At 69.0% G+C, this 13,388-nt stretch carries 15 protein-coding genes and 1 pseudogene; 10 read left to right on the top strand and 6 right to left on the bottom strand.

Annotation, left to right across the window (positions count from 1 at the left end):
- Positions 1 to 2 precede the first annotated feature (2 nt).
- Positions 3 to 488, top strand: a complete 486-nt coding sequence (locus ACIUM1_RS15840) for a DUF2834 domain-containing protein (RefSeq protein ID WP_406813606.1) — start codon at positions 3 to 5, stop codon at positions 486 to 488.
- Here ACIUM1_RS15840 and ACIUM1_RS15835 read toward each other — a convergent pair.
- The gene (locus ACIUM1_RS15835; RefSeq protein ID WP_406813605.1) at positions 485 to 1,057 is read right to left on the bottom strand and encodes a class I SAM-dependent methyltransferase; all 573 of its coding nucleotides are present in this window, start codon (positions 1,055 to 1,057) and stop codon (positions 485 to 487) included. The genes ACIUM1_RS15840 and ACIUM1_RS15835 overlap by 4 nt on opposite strands.
- An 80-nt stretch (positions 1,058 to 1,137) precedes the next feature.
- On the opposite strand from ACIUM1_RS15835, the gene ACIUM1_RS15830 reads away from it, so the two are divergent.
- Positions 1,138 to 1,878 carry an AraC family transcriptional regulator gene (locus ACIUM1_RS15830; RefSeq protein WP_406813604.1) on the top strand — a complete coding sequence of 247 codons (741 nt, stop codon included), beginning with the start codon at positions 1,138 to 1,140 and terminating at the stop codon, positions 1,876 to 1,878.
- A gap of 34 nt (positions 1,879 to 1,912) precedes the next feature.
- On the opposite strand, the gene serS is transcribed toward ACIUM1_RS15830, so the two are convergent.
- Entirely contained in the window at positions 1,913 to 3,172 is a 1,260-nt protein-coding gene (serS, locus tag ACIUM1_RS15825; protein WP_406813603.1) for a serine--tRNA ligase, read from the bottom strand.
- A gap of 112 nt (positions 3,173 to 3,284) precedes the next feature.
- Between serS and ACIUM1_RS15820 the strand changes: the two genes are divergently transcribed.
- The 3 genes and pseudogenes from ACIUM1_RS15820 to ACIUM1_RS15810 all read left to right on the top strand — a co-directional run bounded on the left by ACIUM1_RS15820 (position 3,285) and on the right by ACIUM1_RS15810 (position 5,311).
- Complete coding sequence (locus tag ACIUM1_RS15820; RefSeq protein ID WP_406813602.1) at positions 3,285 to 4,691, top strand: septum formation family protein; 1,407 nt, start codon at positions 3,285 to 3,287, stop codon at positions 4,689 to 4,691.
- 4 nt (positions 4,692 to 4,695) lie between these two features.
- Positions 4,696 to 5,119, top strand: a pseudogene (locus ACIUM1_RS15815) (metallopeptidase family protein); the annotation flags it as partial.
- Positions 5,120 to 5,311, top strand: coding sequence for a hypothetical protein (locus ACIUM1_RS15810; RefSeq protein WP_406817698.1), 192 nt, complete (start codon positions 5,120 to 5,122; stop codon positions 5,309 to 5,311). It abuts the pseudogene before it with no gap.
- A gap of 8 nt (positions 5,312 to 5,319) precedes the next feature.
- Here the strand turns inward: ACIUM1_RS15810 and ACIUM1_RS15805 are convergent, their stop codons facing one another.
- Both ACIUM1_RS15805 and pheA read right to left on the bottom strand, forming a co-directional pair.
- A complete protein-coding gene (locus tag ACIUM1_RS15805; RefSeq protein ID WP_406813601.1) occupies positions 5,320 to 6,006 on the bottom strand; it encodes a histidine phosphatase family protein in 687 nt (228 codons plus the stop codon).
- Positions 6,003 to 6,941: a prephenate dehydratase gene (gene pheA, locus ACIUM1_RS15800; RefSeq protein WP_406813600.1), complete on the bottom strand. Its 939-nt coding sequence runs from the start codon at positions 6,939 to 6,941 to the stop codon at positions 6,003 to 6,005. Before pheA ends, ACIUM1_RS15805 begins: the two co-directional genes overlap by 4 nt.
- A 90-nt stretch (positions 6,942 to 7,031) precedes the next feature.
- Here pheA and ACIUM1_RS15795 point away from each other — a divergent pair, with 90 nt between their 5' ends.
- Both ACIUM1_RS15795 and ACIUM1_RS15790 read left to right on the top strand, forming a co-directional pair.
- Positions 7,032 to 7,826 carry a DUF2470 domain-containing protein gene (locus ACIUM1_RS15795; protein WP_406813599.1) on the top strand — a complete coding sequence of 265 codons (795 nt, stop codon included), beginning with the start codon at positions 7,032 to 7,034 and terminating at the stop codon, positions 7,824 to 7,826.
- A 232-nt stretch (positions 7,827 to 8,058) separates the two neighbouring features.
- On the top strand, positions 8,059 to 9,264 hold the full coding sequence (locus ACIUM1_RS15790; protein ID WP_406813598.1) for an LCP family protein: 1,206 nt from the start codon (positions 8,059 to 8,061) through the stop codon (positions 9,262 to 9,264).
- A 21-nt stretch (positions 9,265 to 9,285) separates the two neighbouring features.
- Here ACIUM1_RS15790 and ACIUM1_RS15785 read toward each other — a convergent pair whose 3' ends face one another.
- Positions 9,286 to 10,092 carry a glycerophosphodiester phosphodiesterase gene (locus tag ACIUM1_RS15785; protein ID WP_406813597.1) on the bottom strand — a complete coding sequence of 269 codons (807 nt, stop codon included), beginning with the start codon at positions 10,090 to 10,092 and terminating at the stop codon, positions 9,286 to 9,288.
- A gap of 4 nt (positions 10,093 to 10,096) precedes the next feature.
- Positions 10,097 to 11,140, bottom strand: a complete 1,044-nt coding sequence (locus ACIUM1_RS15780; protein WP_406813596.1) for a DUF4328 domain-containing protein — start codon at positions 11,138 to 11,140, stop codon at positions 10,097 to 10,099.
- Positions 11,141 to 11,616: 476 nt separating this feature from the next.
- On the opposite strand from ACIUM1_RS15780, the gene ACIUM1_RS15775 reads away from it, so the two are divergent.
- From ACIUM1_RS15775 to ACIUM1_RS15765, 3 genes are all read left to right on the top strand, one after another.
- The gene (locus tag ACIUM1_RS15775; protein ID WP_406813595.1) at positions 11,617 to 11,772 is read left to right on the top strand and encodes a hypothetical protein; all 156 of its coding nucleotides are present in this window, start codon (positions 11,617 to 11,619) and stop codon (positions 11,770 to 11,772) included.
- Positions 11,773 to 11,921: 149 nt separating this feature from the next.
- Positions 11,922 to 12,545, top strand: a complete 624-nt coding sequence (locus ACIUM1_RS15770) for a superoxide dismutase (protein ID WP_406813594.1) — start codon at positions 11,922 to 11,924, stop codon at positions 12,543 to 12,545.
- Between the two features lie 194 nt (positions 12,546 to 12,739).
- On the top strand, positions 12,740 to 13,273 hold the full coding sequence (locus ACIUM1_RS15765) for a peptidase (RefSeq protein ID WP_406813593.1): 534 nt from the start codon (positions 12,740 to 12,742) through the stop codon (positions 13,271 to 13,273).
- Positions 13,274 to 13,388 lie beyond the last annotated feature (115 nt).

Here is a 13,388-nt window from a genome sequence, read left to right as displayed (position 1 = left end):
GCATGGTCTCGCTACTCACTCACGCGGTACTCGGACTGGCGGTCATCAGCTGGATCGTCATGGCCAACAAAGGTGTTTTCGCCCGGCCGGCCGCCGGCGCACTGTTTTCACCGATGGAAGTCGTGTACTACGTCGTCGGCATCGCGTCGGTCGCCCTCGGCTGGTACTTCAACATCACCTTCGTGCAGGAGTACGCGCACGGATCCACCAACCCGTTGTGGGGTGAACACGGCAGCTGGCTCGAATACATCAAGCTGATGTTCACCAACCCCGCCGCCAGCTCGGCCAGCCAGGATTACACGATCGCCAATGTTGTTCTGCTGCCTATCTTTACGATCGTCGACGGCTACCGCCGTGGCTTGCGCCACCCGTGGCTGTACTTCGTGTCCAGCCTGTTCACCAGCTTCGCGTTCGCGTTCGCGTTCTACTTCGCCACCATGGAACGCCAGCGCCGGCACGAACACGACCGCGCGACGGTCAACGCCTAGCCGACCGGTTTGACGGCCCGCCACCGCTGCCGGCCGCCCCTGACGTCGGTGTGGATGTCGACGAATCCGGCGGCGCGCAGGCGCCCGGGGAGGTCGGTCGGCGCGATCGGGTTGTAGGTGTCGGCGACGTGCAGCAGCCGGAACGCCCACGACGGGACGCCGTCACTACCGGCGAAAGCCCCGCCGGGTTCCAGCACCCGGAACGCCTCGGCGAAGAGGCGGTCCTGCAACTGCACGGTGGGGACGTGGTGCAGCATCGTGAAGCACACCACCGACGTGAAGTGGTCGGCGGGCAGTCCCGTGGCGCCGCCGTCGCCGTGCATGATGCGGGCCCGCTCGCCGTACCGGCGGTGCAGGCGAGCGGCCATCGCGTCGTCCACTTCGACCGCGGTGAGCGACGCGGTGCGATCGAGCAGTGCGCGCAGTGTCGCGCCGTACCCGGGCCCGATTTCCAAAGTGCGCGTGCCCAATTCGACGCCCTCCAGCGCCCACGGCAACAATTGGTCGGCCACCTCCTTCTCCCAGCCTGCTGAGCTGCACCGGCGTCGGTGTAGGAGATTCATCGCCATCGCGATCACGCCTTTCTCTGTAGTCAGGGCAAACGCTAAGCGACCGCGCGGGCTGCGGGCTTCCGATACCCTGCCTAGATATGTCGGAATTCAGCCACCACGGGCCGGCGACGTCGTCGCAGACGTTGGCGGCGGGCGCACAAATCGAACGGCACCGGCATCCGCTGCACCAGATCGTCTACCCGTCATCCGGCGCGGTGTCGGTGACCACCCCGGCGGGCACGTGGATCACGCCGGTGAATCGCGCCATCTGGATACCGGCGGGCTGCTGGCATGAACACAGGTTTCACGGCGTCACGCAGTTCCACGGTGTCGCACTGGACCCGGGCCGCTACCGCCGCGGCCCCGCGGTGCCCACCGTGCTGGCGATCAATCCGTTGATGCGGGAACTGATCATCGCGTGTTCGCAAACCGACGGCACCGACACCGACGAGCATCACCGGATGCTGGCCGTGCTGCGCGATCAGTTGCAAGCGACCGGCGTCCGGGAGCCGCTGTGGATCCCCACCCCCGTCGACGGCAGGCTGCGCCACGCCTGCGCCTTGATCGCCGAGAACCTGCGAGAGTCGTTGACGCTGCGGCAAATCGGGGACCGGGTCGGGGTCGGCCAGCGCACGCTGAGCCGCCTGTTCAGTGACGAGTTGGCCATGACGTTCCCGCAATGGCGGACCCAGGTCCGGCTGCAGCACGCCCTCGTGCTGCTCGCCGATCGGCGCGACGTCACGTCGGTGGCGGCCGAATGCGGTTGGGCCACACCAAGTGCCTTCATCGACAGCTACCGGCGAGCGTTCGGGCACACGCCCGGCCGGCCGGCGCGCTAGGCAACGGTGTCGACCCGCTGCGCCCAGCCCGCCACTAGCTGACGGGCTCCAGCACTTCGGCGCCGACGAATCCGACCAGCGCCTCGGGCACCCGCACGCTGCCGTCGGGCTGCTGGTGGTTCTCCAGGATGGCCACCAGCCACCGTGTCGTGCCCAGCGTGCCGTTGAGCGTGGCGGCGGTCTGCGGTTTGCCCGCCTCGTCGCGGTAGCGGGTGGCCAGCCGACGGGCCTGGAACGTGGTGCAGTTCGACGTGGACGTCAGCTCGCGGTAGGCGCCCTGGGTGGGAATCCAAGCCTCACAATCGAATTTGCGCGCGGCCGAGGAGCCGAGATCGCCGGCGGCGACGTCGATCACCCGGTACGGCACCTCGATGCGGGCCAGCATCTCGCGCTGCCAGCCCAGCAGCCGCTGGTGTTCGGCCTCGGCCTCGGCGGGCGTGCAGTAGACGAAGCCCTCGACCTTGTCGAACTGATGCACCCGGATGATGCCGCGAGTGTCCTTGCCGTAGCTGCCGGCCTCGCGGCGGAAGCACGTCGACCATCCCGCGTACCGCAGCGGCCCGCCGGACAGGTCCAGGATCTCGCCGGAGTGATAGCCGGCCAGCGGCACCTCGGAGGTGCCCACCAGATAGAGATCGTCGGCCTCGACCCGGTACACCTCGTCGGCGTGTGCACCCAGGAATCCGGTGCCGGCCATCACCTCCGGGCGCACCAGCACCGGCGGAATCATCGGGACGAACCCGTTCTCGACGGCGAGCCGAAGCGCCAGCTGCAACAGGCCCAGCTGCAGCAGCGCGCCCTTGCCGGTCAGGAAGTAAAACCGCGACCCGGACACCTTGGCGCCGCGCTGCATGTCGATGAGCCCGAGCGATTCGCCGAGCTCCAGGTGGTCCTTCGGGTTGTCGATCGCGGCGGGTTCGCCGACCACGTCGAGGACAGTGAAGTCGTCCTCCCCGCCGGCGGGAACCCCGTCGATGACGACGTTGGAGATCGCCATGTGCGCCGCGGTGAACGCCTTCTCCGCGTCGGCCTGGGCGGTTTCGGCGGCCTTCACCTGCTCGGCCAGTTCCTTCGCGCGCGCCAGCCTGGCCGGGCGCTCCTCGGGCGAGGCCGCGCCCACGCTCTTGCTGGCCGCCTTCTGCTCGGCCCGCAGCCCGTCGGCCGACGAGATCGCGGCGCGGCGGGCGGCATCGGCCGCCAACAGGTCGTCTACCAGCGACGGGTCCTCGCCACGGCTTCGTTGGGAGCGGCGCACGGCGTCGGGGTCTTCCCGGAGCAGCTTCAGGTCGATCACGGCCCTGAGACTACTTTCACCGCGTCCGGCCGAGTGGCGGCGCATCCACCGCGTATGCGCGCAGGACTCACATCAGTAACTTTTGTCACGCGCCTCAGGTGCTGCTGTCAGAATGGAGCGGATGTCGCAAGCGCCCGAGAAGGAACTTTCGGAAGGCCGGGTGGTCGAGTCGCCCGTCGCCTCGACCGATGAGTCGTCCGATCAGCAGCCGTCAGCCTTCCTGTGGCCGCGCAGCCTGCAGGCCCGGGCCACCCGCCGCGCGCTGCTGCTCACCGCGCTCGGCGGCCTGCTGATCGCCGGGCTGGTCACCGCGATCCCGGTCGGTGGCACCGGGTCGGGGCGGTTCCTCGACAGCAGCCCGGTGCGCAGCACCGGCACCAAGAGCGACGCCGCCTTCAACCGGGCTTCCCCCGGCGAGTGTCTGATGTGGCCGGACACCTCACCGGAGTCGGCGAGGATCGTCAACTGCGCGGACGACCACAAGTTCGAGGTGGCCGAATCGATTGACATGCGCACGTTCCCGGGCTCGGAGTACGGGCCCAACGCCGCGCCCCCGTCGCCCGCGCGCATCCAGCAGATCACCCAGGAACAGTGCGAGGCCGCCGTCCGCAATTACCTCGGTCCCAAGTTCGATCCGAACAGCAAGTTCACCGTCAGCCTGCTCTGGCCCGGCGACCGGGCCTGGCGCCAGTCCGGTGATCGCCGCATGCTGTGCGGCCTGCAGCTGCCGGGGATGAACAACCAGCAGCAGCCGTTCAAGGGCAAGGTCGCCGACGTCGATCAATCGAAGGTGTGGCCGGCCGGGACGTGCCTGGGTATCGACTCCGCGACCAACCAGCCGACCGATGCGCCGGTCGACTGCGCCGCGCCGCACGCGATGGAGGTGACCGGCACGGTCAACCTGGCCGAGAAGTTCCCCGGTGGCCTGCCCGCCGAGCCCGACCAGGACGGCTTCATCAAGGATTCGTGCACCAAGATGACGGACGCGTATCTGGCGCCGGTCAAGCTGCGCACCACGACCCTGACCCTGATCTACCCGACGGTGCCGCTGGCCAGTTGGACGGCGGGCAGCCGCGAGGTGGCCTGCAGCATCGGCGCCACGCTGGGCAACGGCGGCTGGGCCACGCTGCTGAACAGCGCCAAGGGCCAGCTGCTGATCAACGGCCAGCCGCCGGTGGCGCCGCCCGACATTCCCGAGGAGCGGCTCACCATGCCGCCGATTCCCCTTCAGCCCCCGGCCCAACCGCCGTCCAGCCAATCGAGCTCCGGGGCCGGCTCGGCGCCGGATATCCCGCCGAACAACCAGCACCTGCCCGGTCAGCAGCCGGCTCCCCAGCCCCAGCAGCCCCCGCAGCAGCAGCCCCAGCAGGCGCCGCAGCAGCAGGCGCCGCCACCGGCGGACAACGGCGCCCCGCCGGCCAATCCGGCGCCGGAGCCGCCGCCGGCACCGCCCCCACCCCCGCCTGCGGCGAACCCCGCACCGGAGGCACCACCCGCCGAGCCACCGCCGGGAGGCTAGGCGGGTGCCCGTGCGGATGGATCCGCAGCGCTTCGACGAACTGGTCTCCGACGCCCTCGATTTGATCCCGCCCGAGCTGGCCGCCGCCATGGACAACGTCGTGGTCCTGGTCGAGGATCGCCATCCCGAGGACGCCGAGCTGCTCGGCTTGTACGAGGGGGTGGCGCTGACCGAACGCGACTCCGACTACTTCGGCTCGCTGCCGGATGCCATCACCATCTACCGCGCGGCGCTACTGGACGTGTGCGAATCCGAGGAGCAGGTCATCGAGGAGGTGGCCATCACGGTGATCCACGAGATCGCTCACCACTTCGGCATCGACGACGACCGGTTGCACGAACTGGGCTGGGCCTGAAACCCCGCACGCCCGCCCGATTCCCGGGCGCGGCATCCCGGATTTGTCCGCGCCGGGTGCTATGAACGCACGTATGAGCATTGACTGCCGCGACTGCCGGGCAGGCTTAGATCACTGTCACGGCACCATCATTCGCCATGCGCTGCACCGGTCGGAATGCACGGAGCCGGGTTGCTTCAGCCCTGAGTTGTTGCCGCACGCCTTCATCATCGACTGCGACGCCGTCGGCTGCGCGTGCACCGAGGTGATCGCGCTGGCCGTCTGACCGAAAGGTCAGCCCATCGGGTCGGTGCTTGACCGAACCGCGTCCGCGACCGGGGTCGCCTCTTCCTCCGGGTAGAACGGCGGCGTCAAGGTTCCCCACCGCACGCAACTCCACCGCCCGTCCGTGATCGGGGTCAGCGCCACCGATTCGGTGTTGTCCAGGTGATTGTCCAGCGCGAACTCGGCTTCCACGCCGGCCAGCACCGCGGCGGCCAGCCGGATCGCCGCGCCGTGGCTGACCACCACGATGTCGCCGTGGAAGTCGTGGTCGTCGAGGTAGCGCAGGCGCAGCTCGGTCAGCGCCGGGAGGTAACGGTCCAGCACGTCGTTGCCGGTTTCGCCGCCGGGAAGCGCGACGTCGAGCTCGCCGTGGTGCCATCGCTGATAGATCGCGTTGAACTCGGCGACCGCGTCGTCGTCGTTACGGTTTTCCAGCCGCCCGACCTGGACCTCGTGGACACCGGCGACCTCGACGGGCGCCATCTCGAGCTGCTCCCCGATCACCGCCGCGGTCTGCAACGCCCGGGTGGCGACCGAATGCGCGAGCATCGCCGGCCGCCCCGAACCGCGGGCGAACGCGCGGGCCTGGTCGCGGCCCAGCGGGGTCAACTCCGCCCCGGGCGGGCGGGTGTCGAGCCGGCGCTCGACGTTCCCAATGGACTGGCCGTGTCGCACCAGGATCAACCGACCGCTCACCCCTGTGACCCCCGCTCGTCCGGCTTCCCGTCGCGCAGCTGCGCCAACCAGCGCGCGCCCTCGTCGGCCGACGGCGGCAGCGCCCCGGCGGGTGAGCCGGTGGGCCAGGATCCCAGGTATCGCACATCAGCACAACGACGGTGCAGTGCCTTGAGTGCCTCGGCGACGGCATCGTCGTCGATATGGCCCACACAGTCGGCGAAGAACCGGTAGGTGCCGAGTCCGGTGCGGGTCGGCCGGGATTCGATGCGGGTCAGGTCGATGCCCCGGACGGCAAATTCGGCGAGGGCGGCCAGCAGCGCGCCGGGCGCATTGTCGATGCGCAGCACCACCGAGGTGCGGTCGGCGCCGGTGCGGGCCGGCGGCGGCCCCGGCCGGCCGACCAGCAGGAAGCGGGTGCGGGCATTCGATTCGTCGACGACCCCCTCGGCCAGGGTGGCAAGTTTCCAGTGGGTGGCGGCCAGCGGCGAGGTCACCGCGGCGTCGACGCGTCCCTCGGCCACTTGCTGGGCGGCGTCGGCGTTGGAGTATGCGGGCCGCCACTGGGCATCGGCCAGGTTGGCGGCCACCCACTGTCGTACCTGGGCCGCCGCCACGCCGATGGCCGCCAGGGTCCGAACGTCGGCGGCGCTGCGGCCGGGCTTGACGACGATGCTGAACGCCACGTCCAGCGTGGTTTCGGCGAACACCTGCAGGCGTGAGCCGATGGCCAGGCTGTCCAGGGTGGGCGTCACCGAACCGTCGATCGAGTTCTCGATCGGGACGCAGGCGTAGTCGGCGCCGCCGGCGCGGACGGCGTCCAGCGCCGCGGAGGTGCTGTCGACGGGCGCGGGCTGAACTTCGCTCAGGCCGGGGACCAGACCGGCGGCGGTGATCTGCCGTAGCGCTGCCTCGGTGAACGTTCCCTCCGGACCGAGGTAAGCGATGCGGGCCACGTCCCAACCCTAGCGGCGGGCAGCCCGGACGACGCTTGCGGCGCCACCCGGCGATAGGTTAACTTAGGCTTACCTAATCGGAGGATGAGAATGGTGTTACCGATGAGCTGCCCCGTCCCGACCACCGCCGAACGGATTCGCAGCGCCTGCGTCCGCGCCAGCGGCGCGCTGCTGGCCATCGAGCACGACAACCCGGTCCCCACCCCGGTGCATCACCTGATGGACGACGGATCCGTTGCGGTGACACTTCCCGTCGCACGCGAGCGCGAGTTGACGCGCCCCATCGCGGGATCCCAGGCGCTGCTGGAGCTGACCGATTACGCGCCGCTGCCGCTGCGCGAACCGGTCCGCTCGCTGGTCTGGGTGCGCGGGCAGCTCCAGGAGGTGCATCCGACGGAGATACTCGACACGCTGGACCTGATCGCCGCCGAATGCCCGAATCCCGTCCTGCTGGACGTCGACACCCCTCGGTGCCCTGCCTCCGACGGTAAAGAACCGCGCTACACGCTATTGCGGCTCGAGATCGCCTCGGTGGTCGTCACCGACGCCACCGGCGCCGAGCCGGTCAGCGTCCCCGATCTGCTGGACGCCCGGCCCGACCCGTTCTGCGCGCTCGAGTCCAGCCTGCTGCGGCATCTGGACACCGCCCACAGCGACGTCCTGGCGCGACTGGTGTCCAGGCTGCCGGCGCCCCTGCGGCGCGGGCATGTGCGACCCCTGGGGCTGGACCGCTACGGCGTCCGGTTCCGCATCGAAGGCGACGGCCGCGATCACGACGTCCGACTGCCGTTCCACAAGCCGGTCGACGACATGACCGGCCTGAGTCAGGCCATCCGGGTGCTGATGGGTTGCCCGTTCATCAACGGGCTTCGGGCGCGCGGCTAGCCCTACGACGATGCGGCCCGCGCAGCGGGGTGCGGAGGAGTAGGGCAATCGGCCTAGCCCTGCGACGATGCGGCCCGCGCAGCGGGGTGCGGAGGAGTAGGGCAATCGGCCTAGCCCCTGCGACGATGCAGCCCGCGCAGCGGGGTGCGGAGGAGTAGGGCAATCGGCAAACGGCCTGGCCGAGATCGCGGCGTACCGGCGCGGCACGCCGCCGGGCACGTAAGTTAACCGGGTGAACGGCGACCGCTCACCGCAGCGCCGGCGGCCTCCACCCGGGAGCCCGCCCGCACCACCGCGCCCGGGACCATCTCACCCCGAACCGCCGCAGGTGATCCGCCGCCAGAGCGGCCCGCCGCCGTCGCCGACCGCGGAGACCCAGCCGCTGCTACGACCACCGCCCCCGCCCGCCGTCGCTCCGCCGCCGCCCCGGATTGCGCCGCCCCGGCCGCCTCGCATCTCCCGGAAGCGACGCAAGCTCCGCTGGCTCCGCATCGTGATGACGGTCTTGGCGGTGGGCGTGCTGCTGATCGGTGCGGGCAGCATCGCCGGCGCCGTCTGGTTCGACGACAAGCTGCACCGCGAGCAGGTGCTCACCGACTACCCCGACCGCCCCGCAACCGGCCGGGGCACCAACTGGCTGATCGTCGGGTCGGACAGCCGCCAAGGGCTGAGCGCCGAGCAGCAGCGAGACCTGGCCACCGGCGGCGACATCGGTAACGGCCGTACCGACACGATTTTGCTGGTTCACGTGCCCGGTGTCGGCTCCGGGACGCCGACGACCATGGTGTCGATACCGCGCGATTCCTATGTGCCGATTCCGGGTCACGGCAAGGACAAGATCAACGCCGCGTTCGCGCTGGGCGGTGCCCCCCTGCTGATCCAGACCGTGGAGCGGGCCACCGGGTTGCGCCTCGATCATTACGCCGAGATCGGTTTCGGCGGGTTCGCCGCGCTGGTGGACGCGCTCGGCGGCGTAACAGTGTGCCCGAAGACGGCGTTCGACGACCCGTTGGCCGGCATCGAGCTGCCGGCCGGCTGCCAAACCCTGAACGGGCGGAACGCGCTCGGCTACGTCAGGTCGCGGGACACCCCACGGGCCGACCTGGACCGGATGGTCAATCAGCGGCAATTCGTGGCCGCGCTGCTGCACCGGGCCGCCAGCCCTGCGGTGTGGCTCAACCCCTGGCGCTGGTACTCCGTGCCGCGCGCGACCGCCGACGCCCTGACCGTCGACCGCGGTGACCACGTCTGGGATCTGGCTCGGCTCGGCTGGGCGCTGCACGGGTCGACCACCACTATGACCGTCCCGATCGGGGAGTTCACCAGCGGCGACGCCGGCTCGGTGGTGGTGTGGGATCACGATGCGGCCGCCCAGTTGTTTCAGTCGTTGGCGTCCGACGCGCCGGTGCCACCCGCCACGTCGGACGAGCAGCAATAGACAGCAGCAATAGCGGTCCGCCTAGCCGCTACCCTGCAGCCACGCCTTGGTGCGGCCCGGGTGGTGCGTGGCGAGCCAGGCCACCCCCACATCGCGGCAGAAATCGATGTCCTCGTAGTCGTCGACGTTCCAGCAGTAGACCGCCCTGCCCTGAGCGATGGCGCGGTCGGCGAGCTGGGGATACTCCTTCAGCGTCGTCAGTGACGGCCCGACGGCGGTGGCGCCGATGGCCGTAGGCGCGCCGCTGGTGAGGTAACGCGCGGTCTTGCCGAGCAGCACCGTGGGCAGCAGCGGCGCGGCGCGCCGGATCCGCCAGACCGCCGACGCGGAGAACGACATCACCACCGCGCGGGACCGGTCCGCCGAGGGGGGCGCGGCGATGCCGAAGCGATGCAGCGACGCGAGCAGCTTGGTTTCCACCAATGATCCGTACCGCACCGGATGTTTGGTTTCGATGAACAGCTTCACCGGCCGATGCCAATCCAGCACCAGCGACACCAGCGCGTCCAGTGTCAACAAACTGGTGTCGCCGTGTGCGCCGTCTTCACGCCAGCTGCCGTGCCACGCCCCGTACTCGAGCTCGCGCAGTTCCGCCAGGGTCATGGTGCTGACCAGGCCGGCCCCGGTCGAGGTCCGGTCCAGCCGGCGATCGTGCACGCACACCAGATGGCCGTCGCGGGTCAATCGCACGTCGCATTCCACGCCGTCGGCGCCTTCTTTGAGCGCGAGGTCGTAGGCGGCCAGCGTGTGTTCGGGTCGTGCGGCCGACGCTCCGCGGTGGGCGACGACATAAGGGTGCCCGGCGAGCACCTCGTCGGCCCACGTCATACCCCTATGCTGCCGGTTCCTGCCCCTTCAACTCAACCGGGCCGGCCGACGCCGGTGCCGGACGGTCATCGGGAACCGCCACCCAGCGGTGCGCGGGCCGGGCGACGGGTTTGCGCTGGAATCCCTCGAAGACGCGGGTGGCGGCGGCCAGTGTGGTGGCCGCGAACAGGTACCCGAAGATCATCAGGACGGTGTTGTTGGCAATGCCCTGGGCGTCGGTGGCGAAGCTGGTCACGATGGCCGCGATGGACACGACGTAGCTGCACACCCACGCGCCCCACCACTGCAGGATGGTGCGACGCAGCCGGGCATAGTGCTCTTCGAGCAGCGCCAGCTCGATCACGTACACCGGCGCCCACAGCAGGTTGGCCAGCGGCACGACGCAGCCGGCCCAGAGCGCCCGGGTGGAGCGCTGCTCGGGCAGCCCGTGATGGCCGTACACGGCGGCGCGGCGCGCGATCATCCAGCGGATCAACAACACGCCGGAGGCGATTACCGCAGCCCCCGCGCCCACGCTGGCGAGCACGCCGAGCCAGTCAGCTCCGACGGCCACCCACGAGTTCAGCAAGGTGTTCCGGTTGATCACCAGCAGCACGTACCTCACCACGTAGACCAGGGCGGCGATGCTGAGCACCAGCACGCTGATGAATGACGCAGTGCGCACGATCTCCGCCGACGGCCCGGGCTGTGTGGGTGCTTCGGCGGCTGCGGGCGCCTGCTCGACGCGGTCGGCCAACCCCCAGCGGGGGATGACGGTGTATCGCGGCGTGGGCCCCAGGGGACGGCGGCCGCGTCGGGCCGGCGGCGCAGCGCCCGGCCGCACCGCTATCCAGCGGTAGCCCGGCGGCAATCGCGGCGGTGTGCGCTGCCACGCCGGCGCGCTCGCGGGCCGAGACGGCGACGGCACGCCCGGCGCGCCCCAGCGCGGGTCGGGTGGCGGGGCGTCCGGCGCGGGTGCCATCAGCGACCCGCGGCAGCGAGGACACCATTCACGTTGTCGGTCACGCACGTTCCAGCGCGTGCCGCACTGGGAGCACACCTGGATCACCGGACCAGACTAACGCCGTCCGGACGCGGGCCGAGGAACGCCGGCCGCGGGCCGCGCGGGTCCGTGATCGACGGGCCGCCCGAGCGGGCTCGGCAACCGACTGAGCCGCGAAAGGCTATCCACAGTTTCCACAGGTTTATCCACATGCGATTAGTGGGTACAACGGCCATTACTACAGCCTCTGGCGGCAGACCGCGGTGTCTTTGTGGATAACACCGCGGGGTTGTTGGCATGCGATAGACAGCCCGGAAGCGGACGGTGAGCGAAATGGATTGCCTACCTAAGCACCCGCCGGCCGGTCGCGCGGCGGTGATGATGGTCCGGCCGCGTCGCGCCGCCGGCTCCCGCAGCGGTCGCCCAGCCGCAGCTCAGCGGGTTATTTTTCAAGCTCGCCACAAAGCGCTATGATCGCGTTCGCGAAAAGTGTTTGTGACTCACCTCACTGACGCGAGGTGACCGGGGGTGAAAGGCGATTGATGGCCACGCAGTCGTTCGGTCCGGGGTCACCGGGCCCGTCGAAGTCGTATTGCGGCTCGCCGGCGTGGAATCACAGCTACAGCGTCGCCGCGGTGCGCGCCGGGTTGATCGCTTTGGCGTTGCTCGCGGTGCTCGCGCTCATCGTCTTGTCTTGAATCGCCCCTGAGCGGGTATCCGCGTTCCGGCTCACTAGGGTCGTTCTTGCGGAGCGCGCGGTCGTGGAGCAGGGTTGATAACGGCTGGCCGCCGTGAGGCGGCCCCGCGAGAGTGCGCGCCGGGACGAATAATCGAAGAAAGGAATGCTGTGGCCGTATATAACCTGCCCGATTTGGATTGGGATTATGGAGCGCTGGAACCGCACATCTCCGGCCAGATCAACGAGCTACACCACGACAAGCACCACGCCACTTATGTCAAGGGCGCCAATGACGCGTTGGAGAAACTCGAGGAGGCCCGGGCCAAGGAAGACTTCGGGGCGATCCTGCTTTACGAGAAGAATCTGGCGTTCAATCTTGCCGGTCACGTGAACCACACCATCTGGTGGAAGAACTTGTCGCCGGACGGCGGCGACAAGCCGACCGGCGAACTCGCCGCGGCGATCGATGACGCCTTCGGATCATTCGACAAGTTCCGCGGGCAGTTCCACGCAGCCGCGACCACCGTGCAGGGGTCGGGGTGGGCAGCGCTCGGTTGGGACACGCTCGCCAAGAAGCTGCTGATCTTCCAGGTGTATGACCACCAGACCAACTTCCCGCTCGGCATCGTTCCCCTACTGCTGCTCGACATGTGGGAGCACGCCTTCTACCTGCAGTACAAAAACGTCAAGGTCGACTTTGCCAAGGCGTTCTGGAATGTCGTCAACTGGGCAGACGTCCAGGAGCGCTATGCGGCTGCGACCTCGAAGACCCAGGGCCTGATCTTTGGCTGACTTTCTCTCGATCGGCGGGGGCGTCGCGCGGTTGCGCGGCGCCCCCGCCGTTTGTCTGAGGCCTAATCGACTGTCCGAGAACGTCTGCGCCACTAACCGTGTCGTGTTGCACGGCGCCTAAACCGCAGGCATGCTGAATTATTCGGACTTACCAGTGTGGTTATTCCAAGCGGAGGCGTCGCGCGGAGGTCGAAATGGAAACTGGGTCGGATCAGCCTATCGGGGTTTCCCCGTTCCATTCCCGTGGTGTCTTGAAAGGGTTCGTCATCTCCGGGCGGTGGCCCGATTCGACCAAAGAATGGGCGCAGCTGCTCATGGTCGCGGTCAGGGTCGCGTCGTTACCCGGATTGCTCTCCACCACAACGGTGTTCGGCGCTCGCGAGGAATTGCCGGACGAGCCCGAGCCGGGCACTGTCGGCCTCGTGCTGGCCGAGGGCACGGTTTTCGGTGAATCCGCCATCCAGCCAGGCTATTTCGCGGACCACCAGCCCCCGGCTCTCCTGATGTTGCATCCGCCTTCAGAAACTATGCCGTCGCTGCCCGAATGCACCGGGGCGGCGTCGGGATGTGTATTGCTGCCCGGATTGCCCTATCTCGGACTCGAGCATCGGGCGGCGTGGGTGGAGGCGGAAGCCGACGGCACCATCACCTCGATGGTGAGCCGCGTCGGTGTGGATCCGATCAGCCACCCTGATACGGCGATATTGGCAATGCTGCTCGCCGCGTAACGACACGCAACGAAACGCCGGAAAACAGTTCGGGATTCGGATCCCGAAAATACGGCTGACCGAACTTAACCACCCCGCTGGCGGGTGCCCAATGGGGCCATTAGCCTGGGACCGT

Origin of the sequence: Mycobacterium sp. M23085 (genome assembly GCF_045343915.1) — a bacterium.
GTDB lineage: Bacteria > Actinomycetota > Actinomycetes > Mycobacteriales > Mycobacteriaceae > Mycobacterium.
The sequence above is the reverse complement of the archived record's forward strand: the minus strand, read 5'-3'. Positions and strand labels throughout refer to the sequence as shown.